Annotated in this window: 22 protein-coding genes; 2 read left to right on the top strand and 20 right to left on the bottom strand. The window is 40.7% G+C overall.

Going from position 1 to position 23,681, the window contains the following annotated elements:
* From ACQ4LT_RS11415 to ACQ4LT_RS11325, 19 genes are all read right to left on the bottom strand, one after another.
* Positions 1-336 carry an ArsR/SmtB family transcription factor gene (locus ACQ4LT_RS11415; protein ID WP_445666181.1) on the bottom strand — a complete coding sequence of 112 codons (336 nt, stop codon included), beginning with the start codon at positions 334-336 and terminating at the stop codon, positions 1-3.
* A 174-nt stretch (positions 337-510) separates the two neighbouring features.
* Positions 511-2,145, bottom strand: coding sequence for an IPT/TIG domain-containing protein (locus ACQ4LT_RS11410; protein WP_445666180.1), 1,635 nt, complete (start codon positions 2,143-2,145; stop codon positions 511-513).
* Positions 2,146-2,283: 138 nt separating this feature from the next.
* Positions 2,284-5,025 (bottom strand): TonB-dependent receptor domain-containing protein, encoded by a 2,742-nt coding sequence (locus tag ACQ4LT_RS11405; protein ID WP_445666179.1) that lies wholly within the window; start codon positions 5,023-5,025, stop codon positions 2,284-2,286.
* Positions 5,026-5,224: 199 nt separating this feature from the next.
* A complete protein-coding gene (ftsH, locus tag ACQ4LT_RS11400) occupies positions 5,225-7,282 on the bottom strand; it encodes an ATP-dependent zinc metalloprotease FtsH (RefSeq protein ID WP_445666178.1) in 2,058 nt (685 codons plus the stop codon).
* A gap of 165 nt (positions 7,283-7,447) precedes the next feature.
* Positions 7,448-8,488, bottom strand: coding sequence for a thiamine-phosphate kinase (gene thiL / locus ACQ4LT_RS11395; RefSeq protein WP_445666177.1), 1,041 nt, complete (start codon positions 8,486-8,488; stop codon positions 7,448-7,450).
* A gap of 74 nt (positions 8,489-8,562) precedes the next feature.
* A complete protein-coding gene (locus tag ACQ4LT_RS11390) occupies positions 8,563-9,009 on the bottom strand; it encodes an ExbD/TolR family protein (RefSeq protein ID WP_445666176.1) in 447 nt (148 codons plus the stop codon).
* Between the two features lie 13 nt (positions 9,010-9,022).
* Complete coding sequence (locus ACQ4LT_RS11385) at positions 9,023-9,565, bottom strand: biopolymer transporter ExbD (RefSeq protein ID WP_445666175.1); 543 nt, start codon at positions 9,563-9,565, stop codon at positions 9,023-9,025.
* A gap of 21 nt (positions 9,566-9,586) precedes the next feature.
* On the bottom strand, positions 9,587-9,856 hold the full coding sequence (locus ACQ4LT_RS11380; protein WP_445666174.1) for a hypothetical protein: 270 nt from the start codon (positions 9,854-9,856) through the stop codon (positions 9,587-9,589).
* A 53-nt stretch (positions 9,857-9,909) separates the two neighbouring features.
* Positions 9,910-10,629, bottom strand: coding sequence for a MotA/TolQ/ExbB proton channel family protein (locus ACQ4LT_RS11375; RefSeq protein WP_445666173.1), 720 nt, complete (start codon positions 10,627-10,629; stop codon positions 9,910-9,912).
* Positions 10,630-10,783: 154 nt separating this feature from the next.
* Positions 10,784-12,790 (bottom strand): cytochrome c biogenesis protein CcdA, encoded by a 2,007-nt coding sequence (locus ACQ4LT_RS11370; protein ID WP_445666172.1) that lies wholly within the window; start codon positions 12,788-12,790, stop codon positions 10,784-10,786.
* A gap of 33 nt (positions 12,791-12,823) precedes the next feature.
* A complete protein-coding gene (gene rplI, locus ACQ4LT_RS11365) occupies positions 12,824-13,282 on the bottom strand; it encodes a 50S ribosomal protein L9 (protein ID WP_445666171.1) in 459 nt (152 codons plus the stop codon).
* Positions 13,283-13,298: 16 nt separating this feature from the next.
* The gene (gene rpsR / locus ACQ4LT_RS11360; protein ID WP_445666170.1) at positions 13,299-13,550 is read right to left on the bottom strand and encodes a 30S ribosomal protein S18; all 252 of its coding nucleotides are present in this window, start codon (positions 13,548-13,550) and stop codon (positions 13,299-13,301) included.
* Between the two features lie 31 nt (positions 13,551-13,581).
* Complete coding sequence (gene rpsF / locus ACQ4LT_RS11355; RefSeq protein ID WP_445666169.1) at positions 13,582-13,965, bottom strand: 30S ribosomal protein S6; 384 nt, start codon at positions 13,963-13,965, stop codon at positions 13,582-13,584.
* 175 nt (positions 13,966-14,140) lie between these two features.
* The gene (locus ACQ4LT_RS11350) at positions 14,141-15,592 is read right to left on the bottom strand and encodes an NADH-quinone oxidoreductase subunit N (protein WP_445666168.1); all 1,452 of its coding nucleotides are present in this window, start codon (positions 15,590-15,592) and stop codon (positions 14,141-14,143) included.
* A 5-nt stretch (positions 15,593-15,597) separates the two neighbouring features.
* Positions 15,598-15,888: a 4a-hydroxytetrahydrobiopterin dehydratase gene (locus ACQ4LT_RS11345; protein WP_445666167.1), complete on the bottom strand. Its 291-nt coding sequence runs from the start codon at positions 15,886-15,888 to the stop codon at positions 15,598-15,600.
* 4 nt (positions 15,889-15,892) lie between these two features.
* Positions 15,893-17,500, bottom strand: coding sequence for a complex I subunit 4 family protein (locus ACQ4LT_RS11340; RefSeq protein ID WP_445666166.1), 1,608 nt, complete (start codon positions 17,498-17,500; stop codon positions 15,893-15,895).
* A 13-nt stretch (positions 17,501-17,513) separates the two neighbouring features.
* On the bottom strand, positions 17,514-19,535 hold the full coding sequence (gene nuoL, locus ACQ4LT_RS11335; protein WP_445666165.1) for an NADH-quinone oxidoreductase subunit L: 2,022 nt from the start codon (positions 19,533-19,535) through the stop codon (positions 17,514-17,516).
* 209 nt (positions 19,536-19,744) lie between these two features.
* Entirely contained in the window at positions 19,745-20,047 is a 303-nt protein-coding gene (gene nuoK, locus ACQ4LT_RS11330; RefSeq protein ID WP_445666164.1) for an NADH-quinone oxidoreductase subunit NuoK, read from the bottom strand.
* Positions 20,040-20,561 carry an NADH-quinone oxidoreductase subunit J family protein gene (locus tag ACQ4LT_RS11325; protein WP_445666163.1) on the bottom strand — a complete coding sequence of 174 codons (522 nt, stop codon included), beginning with the start codon at positions 20,559-20,561 and terminating at the stop codon, positions 20,040-20,042. Before ACQ4LT_RS11325 ends, nuoK begins: the two co-directional genes overlap by 8 nt.
* Before the next feature lie 282 nt (positions 20,562-20,843).
* On the opposite strand from ACQ4LT_RS11325, the gene ACQ4LT_RS11320 reads away from it, so the two are divergent.
* Complete coding sequence (locus ACQ4LT_RS11320) at positions 20,844-21,845, top strand: AAA family ATPase (protein ID WP_445666363.1); 1,002 nt, start codon at positions 20,844-20,846, stop codon at positions 21,843-21,845.
* Positions 21,846-21,917: 72 nt separating this feature from the next.
* Positions 21,918-22,175: a hypothetical protein gene (locus ACQ4LT_RS11315; protein ID WP_445666162.1), complete on the top strand. Its 258-nt coding sequence runs from the start codon at positions 21,918-21,920 to the stop codon at positions 22,173-22,175.
* Between the two features lie 106 nt (positions 22,176-22,281).
* Here the strand turns inward: ACQ4LT_RS11315 and ACQ4LT_RS11310 are convergent.
* The coding region (locus ACQ4LT_RS11310) for a 30S ribosomal protein S1 (protein ID WP_445666161.1) at positions 22,282-23,681 on the bottom strand (1,400 nt) is incomplete at its 5' end.

The following is a 23,681-nucleotide window of genomic DNA, read 5'->3' as shown; positions in this document are numbered from 1 at the left end:
TCAGCAGCATTGGTCTTTAATTGCACTTGAAAGATTAGTCAATAATGGTGTAAATAATTCTTCTATTTCCGCTATTCCCTCTTCATTCAGACAGTAGCACGTTCGTACTCCGTCGATCTCGCCTTTAATAATGCCCACTTTTTTAAGGGCTTTGAGATGTTGTGACACCGTTGATTGGGCCAGCGGCAATTCGTCGGTAATATCCCCACAAATACAAGTTTCACGCTCTGCGAGCAATTCAATAATAGCAATACGCGCCGGATGCCCAAGTGCTTTCATAAGCTCCGCAGTACGTTTCTGGGATGTGTCAAATAATTTCGCTTTGGTAATTGCCATGTGATTTATCGGTTATCGTAAATTTACGATTAAATGTATGTTTATTCCCTTCTTTTGTCAAGCACAATAATCTATTAAAAATAAAAAGGAAGGCCCGAATCAACGGACCTCCCTTGTGATCAGCACACCTCACATATAGGATGTGAGAGTTTTATAAAACTTGAGACTGCTATCTTATTTTTCCCACTTAATCCATTGAGCATCAGTGGTCCAGTCATGTTCAGAACCTTTAACTCCTACAGCACCACTGAAATCCACCTGGGTATAGAAAGATTCATTGGGAACAGAGACACCACCAGTGGCTGGTGCAGATCCTTCTACCAATGAAAAGTCGAAGTTTGCGGCATCGGTGAATGGTGAATCGTTAACAACTGTAAGACCTACATCTTGCTGTGTATATGGTAAGCCAGAATAGTCGTTAGATGCATTATTATAGGAGAAGTTTCCACCGAAAGTTAAGGAATTGCCAATGTTGTTTTCTGTACCATCAGTTTCAACATAAATGGGTACAACCGAATTTCCATAGTTGGCAATAATGTTATTTTTATATGCTCCGGTAAGACCTTCTCGGAACATCGTGCCATAGATTGTTTCACCATTGGCATTGTTATTGCCCCACATCGTTGCATTATAGACTTTGGGTTCCGTCGGGCCATTTCCGCCGTCACAATCACCAGTATCAGCACAACCATCGTTCTCCCAACCACGATTTGATGGCGTACCGTCGGTTGTAATACCTAACCAAAACTGACCTCTTCCAGTCCATCCCTGGTCACCATCAAAGGTGTCGTCTTGGGCGTCTACAATAACGAGGTATTTAATATCATGTGTACCTCCAAAAGGCTCAATCCCATCATCTACTGATCGAAAGATGCTAATATGATCAATCTGTGTTCCACTACCTACAGAATATGTGGTAAGTGCCTGCAACTCACTACCCGCAGCAATACTGTATCCTGAGTAGTTAATTTGGACATAACTCAGTACACCGCTGTCATCATCGTCTTTGAAGGATTGTCCTCCGTCAATGTCAGCACCGAATTGAACACCTTCTGAAAGACCTTCAATTTCGCCTTGTCCTCCGGGAACATTGTTGCTGGCTTCACCGGCTAAAATAATACCACCCCAACTTGCCACTTCTTTCCTGGTAGAGGTAAAAACAATAGGAGCATCCGCTTCACCATCGGCAACTAATCTGCCAGAAGGGCGTTCATTAGTGTAGTTAGATTGATCTCCTGGTATAGTAATAATGGTTCCTACATCATCCGCATTGTTGTCGTGATACTCAAACTGAACTGTTACATCCGGTTCTACAGTAAGCGTAGCGCCCGGAAGCACAAAGTGAGGACCTGTAACTGTTGTGTCGTTAGACCAAGTTACATCGCCGGTAATGAGCGTTTTATTACCTGGAAAATCTTGGTATTCCTGAGGAACAATAGCAAAGGCATCACCTGATTCAGCGGTTTCATCATTTGCTTCTACTGAAATAGGACCATCTACAGCTCCTTCTGGAACTGTCACAGTCAGTTCCGTTGAAGAGGCGGATTCTACTGTAGCTTCCACCCCTTCTGCAAAAGTAACCGTGTTATCATCGGCGTTAGAGGCAAAATTTTCGCCTGTAATTGTTATTTCTTGGCCAAAATCGGCATAAGCAGGATCAAAGGAACTAATAGAAGGTGTACCTCCATTGCCGTTTCCATTACCGTTTCCGTTAGGGTCAGTTGGGCTATCGTTGCCGCCGCAGCCGGCAAAGGTTAAGACAAAGGCAAGTACAAGTAAGCTTGCAAATTTAGTAAAGTAGGATTTCATGATATAGTATTTTGTATTTTATTTAGATTAGACTTTTGGATTAGTTCGAGCTAGGTTTGATTATAAAGCACATACTTTAAGAAACAGTTAACTCCACATCAGCAAACAATTAATTCTGACCACTGAGTTTTAATTATTTCATAACGAAAGTGTTGCTCCAAGTTTGAAAGTCATACCGGGCTTGTATTTAAATGTAGTCACATCTCCAAGTGTGTATTCGCGAGAATCATCAAGTAAATTGCTGGCTTCCAGACTCAAGTCGAACCGACCAATGGAATGATCAATTTTAACACCCAAGTCATGAAACGATTGCTCATATTCATCGTGACGTTGCGCACTTTTACCAACAGTCACGATTCTTTCTCCAAAAGTGTTATAGCTCACCGAGAAATCCGTACTCCAATCGGGCATGGAATAAAAGACCGATGCATTAATAACGTATGGAGATTGCCCTACCATCGGTCGTTCACTGTTGGCAACTCTATTTTGCTCTGTTTCACTCATTCGAGTTTCTGAGTAGATGTATGTAGCGTTGGCAACGACCTGAAGGCGATCAGTTATATTTTTACGACCCTCAACTTCAACTCCAAAAAGATCTGCTTCTTTGGCGTTATCAAACCTAACTTCGTTGGCTTCCGTAAGTCGGTAAAACTTTTCAATAGGTTTTTCAAACTGTTTGTAGAAGAGGCTAACGGCAAACATTTGTCCGCCTTGGGAATATTTCTCGAAGCGAATATCATAATTAGTAATATTGGTTTGCGTCAACTTCGGATTCCCGTACACCCGTTGGCCGACCAAATAATCAGCAAACGCAAAGTTTGATATCTCGCGAAATTCCGGTCGGGCCAGGGTCTGCGAATAAGCCAACCGAAAGTTTGTTCTATCAGCTATCTCATATGTGAGGTTAATGGCAGGTAAAATGTTAGTACTATCAACTTTTGATACTTCTTCATACTCCCCATTTATACCGTCTGGAGTCTCAATCCTCTGCGTAGACTGCTCAGCTCGCAATCCAACCTCAAACGAAAGATTATCAAGTACTTGCCATTTGGTACTGATGAAAGCTGCGTAAAGATTTTGTGTCCCATCATACCAATCTGCATCAAACTGAGTTGTTTCTGTCAACTCCATGTATTCAAGTACATTGGCATCATCAAATAAAATGCCAGGGCTTTGTCTTGCTAAGTCATCAGGAACATAAGGCGAAAGTACATCTCGATAAGCAAGACGGCGTGAAGTAAATCGACGCTCCTTGATTATCACATTTCCACCGGCTGTGACATCCAGAAATTTTAGCGGATTGAATTTATATTTAAGCTCACCTGAGTAGTTATTGTCGTCCTGATTGGAGAAGAAATGCCCGTTGTTATCTCCAAACGGACTAAATTGGAAATCTCCGGAACCTACTTCATTATACTGTGTACTACGGCGATCAGGACGAACACGTTGGGCTTTATTATATCCAATATGACCTTCAAGAGTTGACTGCAAGAAATTTTCAAAATAAGTCTCACCTTCCAATGTTGCCGAAAATACGGTGCGGCGGTCAAAATCTGAGACCGTTTGGCGTGTTGTGAAGTTTAAGGCATCTCCCTCAACGATTGTTTTACGATCCGTTGCCGAATTAGAATACAGCGTTTTCAAACCGAACTTGGTTACCGAGGATGGCTTTATGTAGATATTTAGCATACCGCTCAGATCTGCCGTTTCCAATCCTTCGCTTTTGCCAAAGTTAGAATTGAAATTAGGCGTACCATCATCTCTAAAATCCTGAACAAATTTTTCTGTCTTGCCGGGTTCTAAACTACGATTAAACTTGTATGAAAAGTTACTAACGATCCCAATGGGCATTTTATCTTGATTAAACTGATTTGCATAATTTATGCTATAACTCTGCGATGGCATGCTCCGCTTGTTATTGCTGATATTCCAGTCGTTATGCAAATCCTGCATAATACTATTTGCATTCGATTGATCTGCCCGCTGGTTGTTCAAGGTGGAAGGCATGCTCCGTTTCCCGTCATCATATCCTAAAAAGTCGGTAGTACTTCCAGAGCTGGTGAATGTATCCTCAAATGTCGAAACCGTGTTGTAACTGGTAGAATAGCTGATGCTGAAATTTCTGTCGTAAGGAAACTGTTTGGTTACGATCTTGACTGATCCTCCTGAAAACTCAGCCATTTGATCAGCGGTATAGGTTTTTTGAACCATTATGCTTTCCACCAGTCCACTGCTGAACAGGTCGGTGGGCGCTTCTTTTTTATTGGGATCGGTAGACGGTACTTGGGCTCCATTAAGCTGGATATTGCTATAGCGATTGCCAAGACCGCGTACATAAACATCCTTGCCATTACGAACAGTAACCCCTGTCACCCGTTTCATAGCCCTACCAACATCACCATCACCGATCTTTGATATTTGTTCTGAAGAAAGTCCATCTTGAACCGGTACTGATTTTCGCTGTATAGAAAGCAAACCTGCTTCGCTACTCTGGTTAGCCTGGGCAGTTACCGTTACTTCTTCCATGTTTACGGTTTTCGACTTTAGCGAAATATTAAGTGATGTGTTTTCGCCGGAAGATACTTCTACCCCGGTAATAGTCTTTTTGGCATATGAGATGTAGGATACAGAGATTGAGTAAATACCAGGTTCTAAATCACGTATGGTATAATTACCATCAAGGTCGGTTGCAGCGCCTTTTGTTGTTCCTGTAATAGAAACATTGGCTCCTATAACTGCTTCACCGGATTTTGCATCAACAACAGTTCCAGCAATTGTCCCTGTATTAGATTGGGCTGTGGATTTTAGCGGTCCAATACAAATAATAACGATACATACTGCTAGGTTTTTAAATAAAGATAGGTTTATAAAGTCCAACATAAGTGTGCTGATTATGTTCGGGTTGTCCTTAACATTACATGTCAAGGATAGCCCACTTAGGTTGTTGAACTGTTATGTGACAGTTATGTATCTGTTAACCTAATTTTAAGCGAATATTAAGAACCCTTTTTATTGAATATCAGGGGGATATTCTTGAGCAAGCATTCAAAATCCGCAAACAAGCCGTTCTTCTATCTCTCTAATTATCGCTGTTGTCAGGTAGGTCAGCAGGCGATTCTTCTGTCTGATCTTCGTTATCCAAACCAGCAGACTTTTTCCCATTTTTATCAGTTATGCTTTTCTCATGCTTAAAGATACCCTCCGGATATTTCCCTTCGGGATGATCGCCAAGCAGTTCTTTGAGATCATTATGATCGAGCACTTCTTTATCCAGCAATGTCTCTGCCATTTTTTCGAGCTTATCTTTGTGCTCCATAAGTAAATTTTTAGTACGCTGATAATTTTTCCGGATTATTTCTCGAACGGCGTTGTCAATCTGCTGAGCTGTTTGCTCAGAATATTTTTTATTAAATCCGTAACTATTTTCTGGATTCTGAGAATCTTTTAAAGAAAGATAACCCAGCTCTTCACTCATTCCGTATTCAGCCACCATAGCAAAACCCATATTCGTAATACGTTCAAGATCATTTTGAGCTCCTGTTGAGATACGTCCGAATATGATTTCTTCGGCAATTCTTCCACCAAGCAGTGCACAAATTTTATCATTTAATTCTTCAGTTGTCATTAGAAAACGATCTTCTAACGGGGTCTGAAGGGTATACCCCAATGCAGCCAATCCACGTGGAACGATACTCACTTTCAGCACAGGATCGGTATGCTTAAGATACCAACCCACAATAGCATGCCCCGACTCGTGATAGGCTACAATCTCTCGTTCTTTAGGACTAATAAGCTTATTTTTCTTCTCTAGCCCTGCAATAACACGCTCTATAGAGTCCTGAAAATCCTCCATTTCAACGGCATCTTTACCACGCCGTGCGGCAATCAACGCAGCTTCATTACATAGGTTAGCCAACTCGGCTCCGGCAAAACCGGGAGTCTGAGAAGCAAGCAATTTGAGATCAATGTCGTCAGCAAGTTTTAATTTATCTGCATGTACTTTCAATACCTCAACTCGTCCACGAAGGTCGGGCTTGTCAATAAGAATCTGTCGATCAAAACGACCGGGACGCAATAGCGCAGAATCTAAGACATCAGGGCGGTTAGTGGCTGCCATAATTATTACCCCTTTATCGGTATTAAAACCGTCCATTTCGCTAAGCAACTGATTCAGAGTGTTTTCACGTTCGTCATTTGACCCCATCTGCATACCCTTGCCGCGGCTGCGACCTATGGCATCAATTTCATCAATAAAAATAATACAAGGAGCCTTTTCTTTGGCCTCTTTAAACAAATCACGCACACGAGCTGCACCTACCCCGACAAACATTTCTACAAAATCTGATCCACTAAGGCTAAAGAATGGAACATCTGCCTCACCGGCAGTAGCTTTAGCCAATAACGTTTTACCTGTACCCGGAGGACCAACTAATAACACTCCTTTCGGCAGGGTACCACCGAGTTTTGTAAATTTTTGCGGATTTTGGAGAAATTCGACCACCTCTTCTACTTCCGCTTTAGCTTCTTCAAGTCCGGCAACGTCTTTAAATGAAACCTGATTTTCCGCCTGTTTATCATATAACGAAGCTTTGTTCTTGCCAATACTCAAAACCTGCTGGCCGGGATTCATTCTTCGAAATATATAAATCCAAAAAATAATGGCAAGACCTATTGGTATCAACCAGATAAGAATCCCACTAAACCAATCCTCTTCAATCTGTACATCATAGGCCACATTATTTTCATCCAGTATCGGACGGATATCATCCCCCTCAAGCATAATGCTTGTAAAACGGTTGGCTTCAGGTGCTGAGGAAAGCGCCCATTGATTTTCACCTTCAGCTGGTGGCGTTACAATTCCATCCTCAATCGCCTTTTCAGTATATTCACCATTTATATAAGCTCCATTCTTAATGGTAATCTCTTCCACATATCCTTTTTCAACATACTCTAAAAAAGTACTATACTTTATTTTATTCCCAGCATCCGGGTTCATGAAATAAAATTGTATGCCCAATAACACCAGTAACAAAATCACATAAATCCAGATAGGAAATTTTGGTGAACTATCAGTCCCTTTTAACGGAGCTTTAGAATCTCCCTTTTTACCTTGTGGTTGTTTTTTATTCTCAGACATGTAACAATACTAATTATTCGTTCAATAAATAGGGCAATATACGGCAAATATTAATGTTCTGCGTATTTCTTAGATATTAATCAATTAATTAAAATAATTGCTAAAAAAAATAAAGCCGACCATTTAGAACGGTCGGCTCTTATAGTTATTTGATTCGTAATTAACTTATTCATCATCTTCAGGTTCATCGAAAAGAATCATATCCCCTTCTGCCTGCTGCATTTTAACCCCTTCTTCTCGATCAATAATCTTTCCAATTACAGCAAAGTCAGAAAATTCATCCGTTAGTTTTTCTACATCATCTTTGGGCAATGTAAACATGAGCTCAAAATCTTCTCCGCCATATAGAGCATATTTATCTACATCCTCTTTCATCTCATCAGCTACGTGCCGTGTTTTTAATGAGATGGGAATAGTAGCACCATAAATATGAGCCCCAACATCAGAAGCATTTGCCAAATATTTTAAATCACTCACCAATCCCTGAGTAATATCCATCATAGAAGTTGGAATAATATTTAACTCATCCAACTTATCAATAACATCTTTACGAGCAATAGGTACCAGCTGACGTTTTACAACGTATTCATATTCATCAAGATTAGGCTCAAAAGCCTGTTGTTGCTGTTGCTCTTCCCAGTACTGTTTTTCTCTCATTAAAATCCTGAGACCTGCTATTGCTCCCCCCAAGTCTCCCGTTATACATATAGCATCGTCTTTTTGTGCTCCTCTACGATAGGTAATCAAATCTTTTGAAACATTACCGTAACAACTAATACTGGCACTCAATATTTGATGCGAAGCTGTTAAATCACCACCAACAATTTGAAACTCAAAATCTTTAGACGCTGCTTCGATACCTTTATATATCTCCTTCAGCATATCTACCGAAATTTTGTTGGGAACCGCAAGGTTTACCAATACAACCTCGGGATGTCCGTTCATTGCATATACATCACTTACGGCAGCAACCGCAATTTTATAACCCAGATGATGAAGCGGGAAATAGGTAAGATCAAAGTCGACCCCCTCCATAAATGTTTCAGAAGTCAATAATTGATAGTTATTACCATCCTCCAAAACCGCTGTATCATCACCAAAACTTTGAACAACTGATGATTTCTCGAAGGTAGCATGTTCCATCAGCTCATTAATAAGTTGAGTACGGCCAATGGATTGAATTGAACGAAAAGAATCTTTGTCCATAATATTTAGATAAATAAAAAAGGCAGGTACACAAAGTGTACTTGCCTTTTTTTGAAAAAATTAGATGTAAAAAATTATTGTTCCTGCTGTGTAGAATAATTGATACGTAGGGTACCAGCATCTCTAAGCTCTTCCTGGATATCTGTTACAATACCAAATTCAGTTTCATCATGTACACGAAGTGACACAATTATCTTAGGTTGTTCTTGAAGCTTATCATACATCAGCTGTTGAACAGCACCAACATCTTCAATTATTGAATCATCAATCTGGATTTTGGTATTACCTACTTTGTTACCCTGAAGTTTTTCAGGGCCGACATAGATGTAACTCACAAGACGCTTCTGTTCTATCTTTTCGATATTTTCTGCACGTGTAAAATCAACTTGAACCTGCAAAGTCACTTCGCGCAGTACTGTTGTCACCATAAAAAAGATGAGCAACATAAATATAATGTCTGGCATAGCCGTCAGTGAAATTGTTGGATCCGACTTTGCAGACTTTTTTTCAAATTTTCCCATAGGTTAAACTCTTTTATTGGTTGGGCTCTGCGATTGAAATTTTCTTGGGATAAGTATCCTTAATAGCTTCTTTCTGCTCGCTATTGTCTTCTAATTGTTCATAATTTCTCCCAAATTTTGCCTGGGCCGCCTGATTCCGTAACTCAGCATAAGCTCCCATTACTTCATCAAGCATATCAATATAAACGTTATAAGGAGTTTCCCTATCTGTTTTAATCGATACAATAGCTTTATCCGGAGAATCGGATAATTCAGGATCTTCTCCTCGGTTCGTAACAAAATCTTTTACCTTTTGTTTTACTTGATTAACCGGGGTAGGTTCTTCATCCATCAACACCATACCCTGAGAATTTACCAGGATATTTAAAAGATTCCGCTCTTTGATGGGTGGGGGCTCCTGATTTTCTTCAGGAGCAGGTGGCAACTGAAGGCCTATCCCCGTATCAACATCAATTGTTGTAACAAGTAAGAAGAAGATAAGCAGCAAGAAGGCAATATCGGCCATTCCGGCACCGCCTATTTCCGGATCTTCTCGATCTCTTTTATTATCAAACATCGCTTCGCTGTTTTAAAAAGATTATATATTAAATGTGGTGCGCATACCAGTAAGTGCGATAAGCAGTACCATTGCCCCCATCATGAACAACATTGTTCCTATGGCGGCCTCAGTAACCGTTCCCGCAATTCCGTATGCTATACCAAACACAACGAAAGGAACCAGCATAGTAATTATTTTTTTAACATCCTGCTTTCCCTTCATTACACTACTGATACCGGAAACTATCATGCCCAGTACTCCAAGGCCAATTAATCCTAATCCTAATCCTAATGCTATATTCACAATCATAATAGTAAACTAATTAATTAATATAGGTGAATTTCTTTTGGAAACTTTGGCTATTACTCAGTATCTGAGCTGCCGGAAGTATCGATAATTTGTTCACCTTCTTTAAGCCTAACAATAGAATCAATCAAGGTTATTGAACTTTCTTCCATTTCTGAAATAAGTCGATCAATTTTAGATACACAGTAGTTGTATCCTATCTGAAGGATAATACCGGCAAGCAAACCTGCGGCTGTTGTCAAAAGCGCAACCTTAATACCACCAGCTACAAGGGTAGGTGAAATGTCACCTGCTGCCTCAATGGCATCAAACGCCTGAATCATACCTACAACCGTTCCGAGGAAACCAAGCATTGGTGCAATTGCAATAAACAGAGAGAGCCATACAAGTCCCCGCTCAAGGAAACTCATCTCAATAGAACCATACGATGATATGGCTTTTTCTGCTGCTTCAACACCTTCATCAACGCGCATCAATCCAGCTTGAAAAACAGAAGCTACTGGACCTCTTGTTTCTGCACAAAGTTCTTTGGCAGCTGGTACCCCTCCTTCTTGAAGGGCTTCTTGTACGTCAACAATAAACTTACGAGTATCAATATCAGCTAAGTTAAGGGTAATTATACGCTCCAAGAAGATAGCCAATCCAAGAATTAGGGCGACAAGGACCGGCCACATGAACCCACCCTCATTACCTTCGTTAAATTTTTCTACGAGAACATTAAAAAATCCTTGGTCTACTCCTGCTTGAAGGAAAAAGAGAGTTATAGACGATGTCATACGATTACTCCGATTAGATTATATTTATTATCTGTTAATAAGGGCTTTTAAAGATGCAAAATGATAGATCATTTTGACTAAAATGTCAAAGATAGAAAGCTACATTTTTAATTAAATAGTATTTTTAAACGTATTTAACATAATGAAGCTCCCATCAAAGATTTTCTGCACTAAAACTTTTATTTAATTGTTCAAATCGTTGAAGTCCTGAATCTAAAAACTGCCGGAACTTTTTTTTGTTCGCATATCCCACAAGCTGATCCATAATTTTTTCGGTTTCAGGATCAATAATCACATAAGTAGGTAAAGCAACTGTTCCTGTCAATTCAAATTGAAACTTTTGATTTGCCGGTCCGTCAGAACCGTCATCAGTATATAAACGCACTTGCTGCATTTTTGCAAATCGATTTTGTATCTCTTCCAGTGGAAAAACATTCGCTTCCATAGCCCGGCAATTTGTGCAAGTATAGCCTGTGAAATCTATAAATACAGGTTTATTTTCATTTTGAGCTATCTCCCGGGCTTCTTCGTAATTGCTGGTCCAGTTTTCGGCTTCTGCAGAATTAGCAGTCCCACCTCCCTGCTGTGCGAGTGAACGAACTACACTAACATCCGTAGCCTGTTTCGGGGGAAGCCAAGCATCCCAAATCCCAAGTGATGCTCCCATCAAACCGGGAATCAAATAAAAACTAAATAAGATAAATGGCATAGCCAACATCAGGCGACCTGTACCAATTTGGGAAGTTTTGGTATCATGATTAATAGAATATACCCCTAACAGGTATAAACCCGCCATAAGAAAAATAGCAATCCAAGTAGCAATAGCAAATGGCCGTGATATAAGTCCCCACTCCCAAACAAGATCGGCATTAGATAAAAACTTCACAGCAGCAGCCAACTCAATAAATCCCAATAATACTTTCACAATATTCATCCAAGAGCCACTCTGGGGCAGGCTTTCGAGCCAGCGCGGAAACAGGGCAAACAATACAAAAGGACTGGCAAAAGCTGTTGAGAAACCGGCCATTCCTATTATAGGGTAGAACCACTCCCCTCCTGTGGTAGCTACCAATACGCCCCCCACAAACGGAGCTGTACAAGAAAATGACACAGCACTTATAGTCAATGCCATAAAAAGTATACCGATAAGCCCCGAACTTTCGTTGCTTTTTCGATTTAACCAGTTCGTAAGTTGATGCGGAAGGCGAAGTTCAAACGCCCCCAATAAACTTATGGCAAAGAGCACAAGTATAAATGCTATAAATAAATTGACCCACGGATTGGCTGCAAATTTGTTCGCGCCAGATGCCCCTATAAAAAAGGCCAGTAATGCCCCTAAAATGGTAAACGTAACAACAATAGCCAGACCAAAACCAAAGGCTTGTCCAATTGCTGCCGTGCCCGCACCTTCTTTTTGCTTAGAGAAGAAAGAAACTGTCAATGGAATCATCGGGAAAACACAGGGTGTCAACAAGGCAGCAAAGCCGGCAGCGAGTGCAATCCAAAGAAAAGAAAATATCCCACCTGAACCATATCCGCTTGTATCAATTTGACCTTGATTCTGTTCGTCTTCTGGCCCGGATTCCTGTTTTTCAACATTGGATTTTGCTTGTTCAGCTTCAGCATCTCCGGTCGCACTTTCCTCAAAGTTACTGTAGGGATTGTCAGCAACGCCTTCCACAGATATAGTATGAGCAATAGATTTTGTCTTTGGCGGCAGACAAGATTTATCATCACAAACTTGATATAATACCTCTAAAGCAATCTCTGAAGATCCTGAAACATCACTGCGCAATGCTACTGGAATAGTAAAGGTTGCTTCCTTGGTGTGCCATCCCAATTCAGCATTAAAATTGGGATCCATCTCAATAGAGGGCTCACTTTCTTGCACCTCTCCTGCAATAGCTACATCCGAAGAAGCCGATGAGAATTGGGTAGGATAAGGTCCGGCATCGGGATCGTTCGCAATAGAATACAGATGCCATTCCCCGTCAATAGAAGCTCTGACTGTAATTTCAAATACTTCGCCTGCTTTTATCTGTTCGGGGGCATCTACAACAGAATATGAGACAGGGTCTAACATTTGACCCTGTACTAAAAATGGGGATAACATCATAACGATGATCCCCACCACTTTCTTAATAGGTAAAGAATGTTTCATTACCAATCGATTCTACTAAACGCTAATGTGATTTTATTCTTTAACTACCCAAACCTTGATTTGTGCTTTTATTTCACTAATCAGGCTGATCGTTGCGGTGTATTCACCTAACGTTTTGATATCTTGATCTATTGTAATCTTACGTTTATCAATTTCTATATCGCGTTCCGCTAATGCGTCGGCAATATCCTGGGTAGTAACTGAACCATGAATACGTTCATCTTCACCTACTTCAACAGGTATAGTTACTGAAGTCGTTTCAAGGCGATCGGCCATATCCTGAGCACGTTCAACGGTTAGCTCTGCACGACGCTCTGCTTGTTCTTTCATGCGCTCAACCCGCTTCAGTGCCCCATCGGTAGCCATCATAGCTTTGCCTTGAGGAATCAAGTAGTTGCGGCCATAGCCGGCCCGTACTTCTACGATGTCGCCGGATTCTCCAAGTTTATCGACATCTTCTCGTAAAATTAATTTCATGTACTTATTAGCCATTGGAATAAAATCTTTTTTATCGAAGGTTATCTGCTACATACGGAAGTAATCCAAGAAAACGAGCGCGCTTAATTGCACGAGATAACTGTCGCTGATATTTTGCACTCGTCCCGGTCACACGACGAGGAAGTATTTTTCCCTGGTCGTTCATAAATCGTTCTAACAAGTCCGTATCTTTATAATCAATATACTCAATGCCCGCTTTGGTAAACTTACATTCGCGGGATTTAATATGTCCCTTCTTTGGATGTGATGGATTCTTAATCATAATCTAAAAAAATTTGGTTTATGGAGATGAATTAATCTTCGTCTTCTGTTTCTTCCTCTTGATCATCGACAAAGACTTGCGGCACGGCATTTTTACGCTGCAACTCACGATGGCGTTTCATTTTTGCATCGTACTTGAGCGTCAGATAACGCATAACATGATCTTCGATGCGAAGCGCACGTTCCAGTTTTTCAATCAGTTTGCCAGGGGCAGTAAAATAAGCGTTTACATAGTAACCGCTTGACTTATCATCCATTTCGTATTCAAACTTACGGATTCCCCATTCATCTACTTCATCAATTTCACCTTCATTATTTCGAATAAGTTCGGTGAATTTCTCGACGATCTCTTCATACTGATCGTCTTCTAAGACAGGATTTAGTATATATGTTAGCTCGTAATAATTTCTACTCATGTGATATGTTTCCTTTGGTTGTTCCTTAATTGAAACAGCCGACGTGGTGACTTTCACTCGTCAGCAGGCACGCAAAAATAGGCTTTTTTGTATTTAATTCCAATCTATGATTGGATAATATTTTCACATCTTCAATACGAGATAAACGAGGAAGTAATAACAAGATACCTTATATCTATTGCCCCATTAAATGAGTAACCCAATCAGCGGTATAGTAAGAGGAAAGCAAGTTATGCAAGTCGCCAAAAGCTATACCGAAGTAAACAGTTAATGCGGCAAGAACGACCAGCGTATAACGAAATACAATTCCAGAGCGAACCAGTGGTACATCTTTATGAGGATCTCTGAAATACATATACACCATCGGGCGTAAATAGTAATACACACTTGCTGCACTTGCCAATGCAAGAATTATAGCTAAGGCTACATATCCGGCATCAATAGCCGCAGCAAAGATTAAATATTTTCCGGCAAAACCTACAAAGGGAGGTATGCCAACCAATGAGAATAAGAAAAATGAAAGCAATATTCCCATTAAAGGCTTTTTAAATCCGAGCCCTACATAATTGTTGACATCAGTAAAATCCAACCCTTGCTGACGTTCATAATATGCTACAACCCCAAAAGCGCCAATATTCATGATAGTATAAGCGAAAAGATAAAATAGCACTGCGCTATACCCTTCTGGCGTTCCGGCTGCTAACCCAACTAACAGATATCCTGCATGGGCTATACTCGAATAAGCAAGCATTCTTTTAATATTATCCTGAACAATAGCTACCAAGTTGCCCAAGACCATTGTAAGAATTGCAATAACTTCAATTACTCCCGCCCAGTCAGCTGTTTCTGCTGGAATCATTTTGGATAAAACGACCAATAACGCGACGAAGGCCGCTGATTTTGAAGCCGTGGCCATATAGGCTGTGATTGTTGTTGGTGTACCCTGATAAACATCCGGCGTCCACATATGAAACGGTACAGCCGAAACTTTAAAGAAAAAGCCAACCAGCAATAGTCCTGCTCCTGATATGAAGATAAGATCTGAGCTTGCCGCTTCGGCAATTTCAGTAAGATACAATGAGCCTGTTGCTCCATATAACAATGCCATTCCATATAACAAAAATCCGGTAGAAAAAGCACCGAGCAGAAAATATTTGAGCGCAGCCTCGGCCCCGGTTTTTCGTTCTTTAATTAATCCTGCCAGTACATACAGGCAAATTGACATCGTTTCAATGCCGATAAAAATCATAATTAAATTATTGGCACTGGCCAGACCCAACATCCCGGCCGTAGCGAAAAGTATTAGTGCATACACTTCGCCATACTCGTGATCAATGGCATTTAAATATTCTCGAGATATCAACACGCAGAATAATGCCCCAAATAGAACTACGCTATTCCCAAATGCCGCTACGCCTCCATACGTTATCATCCCGGAAAACGCTTCTCCCACGGGACCAAACATATCTATAACCGACAGGACAAGGGCGGCCAACAGTGAAAAGACCGTAAGGCCATAAATAGCTCCGTGGTCATCTTTATAGGCGTCAATGACAATAGCAATAAGTCCGGCAAGGGCAACAATGACTCCGGGCAAAAAAACGTTAAGATCGTGTAGGTAATCCATGCAACTTATTTATTAAACAGTGACTCAATAGTTTTTGCGAACTTGATATCTTTTTCGGTTACTTTTCCGCCGGCATCATGGGTGCTCAACGAAATATTAACCGTGTTATAAACATTAAAAATTTCGGGATGATGAACCTGCTCTTCGGCTTCAAATGCTATACGATTGATAAAAGCCATCGCATCCCGAAAATTATCAAACTCAAACTCTTTGGTTAATTTATTATTTTCGTGACTCCAGCCAGGTAATTCCGATAGTTCATCCGCTATTTGATCATTAGAAAGTGGGTCGGCCATAATACTATTGGTTTTCTATTTTCGATACTAATTCATCCGTAACATCATACAAATTAGAAGCCCATTGCGGTAGCTCCTCACTATTAGCAGACTGCTGAATTGCTACCCGCTTTTCATTCGATGATTCTAATAGTTCTTGTACCTGAACTTCAGAGTACTGGGTAAAATCTGTCGGTCTGATTCCAATCCATACCATAAAAATAACCAGCGGAATCAGAAGCCCAATCTCACGTGCATTGAGATCGACCAGTTTTTTGTTTTCTTCGTGCTTAATTGGCCCAAAGATTACGCGCTGGTACATCCATAACATATAAACTGCAGCCAAAATAACACCCAGTGCAGCAAACACTACAAACGCATTTTGCGGAAGTACCTCAGAACTAAATGTTCCGTTTAGAATCAGAAACTCACCAATAAATCCATTTAATCCAGGTAGGCCAATTGAAGCCAACGTTGCAATCATAAACATTACGGCAAAAACAGGCACAACTTTCGCAATTCCGCCATAATCCTTGATCTCTCGAGTATGTGTACGGTCATATATCATTCCTACTATCAAGAAGAGTGCTCCCGTTGAGAGACCGTGATTAATCATTTGGATAAGTGCACCCTGTACAGCGATAGTATTAAAGGCGAACAATCCCAATACCACAAAACCCAAGTGACTGACCGATGAATACGCCACCAGTTTTTTTACATCTTTCTGAACCATTGCCACTAGCGCGCCGTAAATAATACCGATAACTGCCAATGTAGCCAAGTAAGGCGCAAATTCTACAAACGCATTGGGGAAAAGGGGCAAACAAATTCGTAGCAAACCGTAGGTTCCCATCTTCAGCATAATAGCTGCAAGTACAACCGAACCTGCTGTTGGTGCTTCGGTATGGGCATACGGCAACCAGGTATGAAACGGAAACAATGGTACTTTGATACAGAATGCTAACGCAAATGATAAAAACAGGTACGTCTGTTCTACTAAACCAATATGATAACCATCACCTGATAAAAATCGCCAATCAGTCGTAAACTTATATCCTTCAATAGCAGCTCCTGCATCGTATCCTGTATAAATTAATCCAACTAACATGACGAGCGAGCCAACTAACGTATAAACAAAAAACTTGACCGTTGCGTGGATCCGATTCTTCCCACCCCAAATGCCGATAAGAAAATACATCGGGATTAATGAAAGCTCAAAGAAAACGTAAAACACGATTAAATCTAAGGAAGCAAATACTCCCATCGAAGCAGTTTGCAACAACAGAAGCATCGAATAGTATCCTGCTAAATGTTTCTTAACGGAATCCCACGAGGATAGAATTACAATAGGTCCCATTAGCGTAGTAAGCATAAAAAGCAACAGGCTAAGACCGTCAAGTCCAATCAGATACTTTATATCAAGGCCATTCATAATATTACTGCCTTCTGTCAGATATTGAACCGCGCCTGAATTGGCTATATCAAAACTAAAAAGCAGTGGCAGTGAAAGTAAAAATGTTGCTGAAGTGGCGACAAGACTTATCCACTTTGTAGCTTTATCATTCCGGAGAGCAAGAATTCCGGCAATTCCTAAAAGGGGTAAATAAATAACTAAATTTAGCAGTAACTCCATTATCAGTTCTTTTTTACAGGATCAACATACTTAATACAAGAATAACACCTAACACCAGTGCCAATGCATAACTGCTGGTAACACCCGTCTGGATATATCGGAAGACACTTCCAAATAGCCTGACAACACCGCCAACAGTATTAACAATTCCATCCACGATTTTCATATCGAATTTGGCCAAGCCTTTGTCTGACCATCGAACAATGGGATGGACAACAAGACCTTCATAAAATTCATCGAGGCTATACTTTTCTTTCCAAGTTTCGTAGAGCGCTCCAAAGCGATCGGCAAGCTTCGCATCAGATTCCTCTGTAGCACCACTTCCATACATTCGATACGCAGTATAAACGCCTCCAACAGCAACAAGAATTGATACCGTCATCAAAATCCATTCTACCGAATGAGACAATCCAAGCTCATAATCTGCGGTGACGTTGTAGAGCCAGTTATGAAGAAGATTAATATGCTCTTCCTGGTGCGTAAATGTTGACAGCAAGAAGTTTGGAACACCTAAAAATCCACCAACAACCGAGAGCCCACCGAGTGTCCAGAGTGGAATCGTCATACTTTTCGGACTCTCGTGCAAATGCTTTTCTGCCCCTGCCGCCTCACTAATTTTCTCGGGGAGCTTAAACTCACCGTTGAACGTTCCGAATGTGAGACGGAACATATAAAATGCTGTTAAAAAGGCTGTGAGTATTCCCACGCCCCAAAGAACCATATACAACGGTTCGGCAAAACCTGCAAAGCCGGCATTAAAAGTAAATGCTAAAATCTCATCCTTCGAGAAAAATCCGGCCAGTGGCGGTATCCCTGCAATGGCAATAGTGGCAATTAAAAATGTCTTATAGGTAGATGGCATATACTCTTTGAGTCCACCCATGAAACGCATGTCCTGTGGATCAAAGTGAACATCTTTGCCCTCTTCGTGAAGTCCATGCTCGACATGTTCCATAGCGTGAATAACCGATCCGGAACCAAGGAAAAGCAGCGCCTTAAAAAATGCATGAGTTACAACATGGAACATAGCTGCCGTAAACGCTCCCGACCCCAGCGCCAAAAACATATATCCAAGCTGCGAAACGGTTGAATACGCTAATACTCGTTTAATATCATTTTGTGTGAGTGCGATTGTTGCTGCAACAAGTGCTGTAAGAGCTCCAATCACCGCAATGATCATCATCACTTCTGGCGACATCACAAACATTTCGGACATCCGAGAAATCAAATAAATACCAGAAGTAACCATCGTCGCGGCGTGTATCAATGCTGATACCGAAGTGGGACCGGCCATCGCATCAGGCAACCAGACAAAAAGTGGAATTTGAGCGCTTTTACCCGTTGCTCCAATAAACATTAAGAAAGCAATCCAAAACTTATCATCAGCAGGAATAGCCTCAAGGCTCGAAAGGATTACATCAAAATCTAAACTGCCCACATGTTGGAAGGTCAAAAACATAGCTACCAGAAAAGCAAAATCCCCAACGCGATTATACCAGAAGGCCTTGCTGCCCGCGGCAGAGTTAGCCATATCGGTATACCAGAAACCAATCAATAGATAAGAACAAAGTCCTACCCCCTCCCATCCAAGAAAAAGAAGCAACAAGTTATCCGCCATCACCAAATTGAGCATCGCAAAAATAAATAGGTTCAGATAGGCGAAAAACTTCCAGTAGCCCTCATCTTCCCACATATATCCAATAGAATACATATGGATCAAAAATCCAACGCCCGTAACAACGAGTGTCATCAGTATTGACAGCTGATCGAGCTGGTAGGCGATATCTACACTAAAACTTCCAACTTCAATCCAAGTAAACAGCTCTGCAAAAATAGGTGCAGAATCCTGCCCCATATTTATAAAGAAGTAAACAGCAATAGCGAATGGAATGAAGACCGTAAGATTGGCAATCGTTCCAATAAGAGCCTTCCTCTGACGGAAAGATTTTGAGCTCAATCCAAGGAGCCCATTTACGAGAAACCCCAGCAGAGGCAATGCAATAATCAGACTTGTAAGCGTAGTAGCAGAATCCATTAAAGATGATCTTTCAAATTTGTATCCATATACATTTTCGGCCCAAATGTAGCCAACACCCCATGCATTCACAAGGGTAAATTCTCAAGTGGCAAAGATACAAAAAAGTAAGTGAAGGTAAAGAGATTTATTGCTGTTTAGACCTATTATAGAAATGCAAAAAGGCTCCTAAAAATGGGAGCCTTTTTACATTAAATATCACAAAAAAATTACCAGCGCATTAGATTCACTTTATTGATATCAACAGAAAGATTATTGCGGAAAATGGCAATAATAATGGCTAATCCAACCACCGCTTCTGCGGCTGCTACAGCCAAAGCAAAAAATACCAGTATCTGTCCATCGATATTACCGTAATGGCTGCTAAAAGAGATCAGAGAAAGATTTACGGCATTCAACATCAGCTCAACGCACATAAAAATGACAATTGCATTTTTACGAATTAAAACGCCAATAATCCCAATACAAAAAAGCAGAGCGCTAAGTGCTAAAAACCAATCAATACTAATCATTCGTTGCTCCAGATTTAATTTTGTGCTGCGCTACAATCAGTGCTCCTACAACGGCAGCCGTTAATAAAATTGCGGTAAGTTCAAACGGTAACAGATACTCCGTAAACATCACGTCTCCCACTGCTTCTACCGTTCCAACATATGTCATTTCAGACGAAACAGTCGGCAGTGTATCTGTAAAGCTACCAAGACTATATAAAATTTGAGAGAAGACTCCTACCCCCAATAAAAATGCTACAAAATACTTGAGACGAAACTTGTTAAACAAACTTTCTTCATCTTGTACATTCAATAACATTATCACAAATAAGAATAACACCATGATCGCCCCGGCGTAAACTAAAATCTGGATAACAGCTAAGAACTGTGCCTTTAATAATAAAAATAACCCGGCCAGCGACAGCATATTCAGTACAAGAAATAAGGCACTGTTTACCGTATTTTTACTGATCACCATTGCCAATGCTGATGCAACAGCTAAAACAGCTAAGAAAACGAAGAAATAAGTTATCATATCAATCTGTTTATTTTTGTGGCTTCAAAGGTAGATAAATTTGAAAACCTCATCAACTAAAATTGTAGAAATTCACTTCTCCCAAAAGGTTTTATATTCGATTAAAATAAAACGTTTTTCATACTGTTATTTGAAGTTGCGAAACTAATCACGCTACGAAATAGAAAAGAATCTATAATTTCCATTTATTAACTTTGTTCTTTTCGAATTTTAGCCTCTCCAAAGGCATATACCGATTTAAACCTTAACAACAATAAATTTTCGACTATGGGTAACACTTCAATGTCAGCAGATTCAATAGATATGGAAAAGCTGGGTGCTAAAATTGAGCAGTCCAGCGCTTTTATCGATGATATTTATACTGAGCTAAATAAAGTTATAGTTGGTCAGCGCTACATGATTGATCGACTGCTCATTGGACTCTTGGCTGACGGACACGTACTATTAGAAGGTGTACCCGGGCTTGCCAAAACGTTGACGGTTTCTTCTCTTGCAAAAGTAATTGATACAAAGTTTCAGCGGCTGCAATTTACTCCCGACTTACTCCCGGCTGACTTAATCGGTACTCTAATTTACAATCAAAAAGAAGCAGAATTTACAGTCAAAAAAGGGCCTATCTTTGCAAATATTATCTTAGCTGATGAGATTAATCGTTCACCCGCCAAAGTACAAAGTGCTCTGCTCGAGGCTATGCAGGAGCAACAAGTTACTATTGGTGAAGAGACCTTTTCGCTTGATGATCCTTTCTTAGCATTGGCAACACAAAATCCCGTTGAACAGGAAGGCACCTATCCTCTGCCCGAAGCTCAGGTAGATCGTTTCATGATGAAAATTAAGATCGATTATCCCACTGAACAGGAAGAATTAGAAATTATGCGCCGGATGGCCAAAACTGGTGCTGATAAAGAGCTAAAACCAGTGATCAATACAGAAAAGGTTTTAGAAGCACGACAGGTTATCAATGACATTTATGTAGATGAAAAAGTTGAGAAATATATTATTGATCTCGTCTTCGCCACCCGAAAACCTGAAAACTATAATCTTAAAGATCTTTCAGAACTCATCGATTTTGGAGCTTCTCCTCGTGCCTCTATTAATCTGAACCTGGCTGCAAGAGCTCATGCTTTTATGCAGCATCGAGCCTACGTAACCCCCGAGGATGTTCGAACTATTGCCATGGATGTACTTCGCCATCGCATTATTCCAACCTTTGAGGCTGAAGCTGAAAATATTACTTCCGAAGATCTTATTGATAATATTCTCTCTACGGTTCAAGTACCTTAATGACATCTCAATAATTTGAAACTCTTTCAGGGCTTTATTTCTTAGTAACAACATCTCAGAAAAATTTCATTTATGGACATTAATTTTGTCTCCAGAACAGATATAAAAATCTCTAAAAAAAGTTCTTCAAAATATAAACCATTGCTTGATGCCGTAAAAAAGCTGGAACCCGGTGGGAAAGCTCTCGAAGTCTCATTTAAAGATGAAACAGAGCTAAATTCGATGCGCAACGTCGTTTACGGCTATAATAGAGATACCGGAGATCAAGTTAAAAGCAGTAAACATCCCGAAAAAAAGGTGGTTTTCTTCTATAAAGAGGAAGATGAATAGAAAATAGCTATCCCTTCTTTTTCCAAAACGTATATTATTCCAAAAAAAAGGCTCAGAGTTATTCACTCCGAGCCTTTTTTAATTCAGTAAGAAAAAGAGTTAAGCATTACTCTTCTTCATCATCAGCATTGTCTTCCTCCTCTTCAACCTCTTCGGCTTTCTTCTGGAGGTTACGAGCTGCTTTCTCTTTATCAGCCATCTCTTTTTTGAGATCAGCAAGGCCAGACATCTCACCCAATGTAGGAGTGCCGGTTTGTGGCGCGGGTTCCTGCTCTTGCTTACCTCGAGTTTTCTTGGCTGGTTTAGATTTAGCTTCCTTAACGTCTTTCTCACGCTGACTTAGCGTAATATTTTTGTTGGTTTCATCCAGCTCAATTACATAAGCCTCAACGGTATCACCTTCTTCGAAGTTTTCTTCGGGCTCACCTTCGGCTTCCATTTTACTTGAGGGGATGAACCCTTCGAGATCATGTGGAAGTTTCACAAACACACCTTTGTCGGTAGTCTTAATGACTTCCCCTTCAACTTGGTCTGTGCCGCTGTATTCTTCAGCGAATTTCTCCCATGGATTCTCTTCAATCTGCTTATGACCGAGCGTAATGCGACGATTTTCAAAGTCAATCGCCAGAATAACAACTTCGATCTCTTCATCCTTATCGATAACCTCGTTTGGATGATTGATCTTCTCAGTCCAACTCAAGTCAGAAATGTGAATGAGTCCGTCAATACCGGGCTCGAGCTCAACAAACACACCAAAGTTGGTGAGGTTGCGGACCGTTCCCTTGTGCTTGGATCCGACAGGATAACGCTCGTCGATATCTTCCCAAGGATCTTTCTCGAGCTGCTTGACACCGAGTGAAATTTTCTTCTCGGGCTCATTTACATTCAGTACAACACAGTCAATGATGTCATCCTTGCTAACCAGCTGTGATGGGTGCTTAATGTGTTGCGTCCAGGACATTTCACTAATGTGGATAAGTCCTTCAACACCTTTTTCGAGCTCAATAAAGGCACCGTAATCAGCGATAGAAACAACACGACCCTGAACCTGAATATTTTCAGGATACTTAAGATCGATTTCCTCCCATGGATGCGGCTGCAGTTGCTTGAGTCCGAGTGAAACACGTTTTGTTTCCTCATCAAAATCGATAACCGCAACATTGAGTTGCTGATCAAGCGAAACAATTTCCTCGGGATGTTCAACGCGTCCCCAAGACAGATCAGTAATGTGAAGCAGACCGTCAACCCCACCGAGATCGATAAAGACACCAAAGTCGGTAATATTTTTGACGATACCTTCAAGTACCTGCCCTTCTTCAATAGTTGAAAGAATTTCTTCGCGCTGCTCTTCAAGATCAGACTCGATAAGCGCACGGTGAGAAACAACGACATTTTCGGCCGACATGTTCAGCTTAACAACCTGAAACTCCATCGTCTTACCAACATAGGCATCAAAGTCGCGTACAGGTCGCACATCAATTTGCGAACCGGGCAAAAAGGCTTCAA

It is taken from the genome of Fodinibius sp. AD559, from assembly GCF_052712805.1.
Note: the sequence above shows the minus strand (reverse complement) of the source record. Positions and strands in the feature narration are given on the sequence as shown.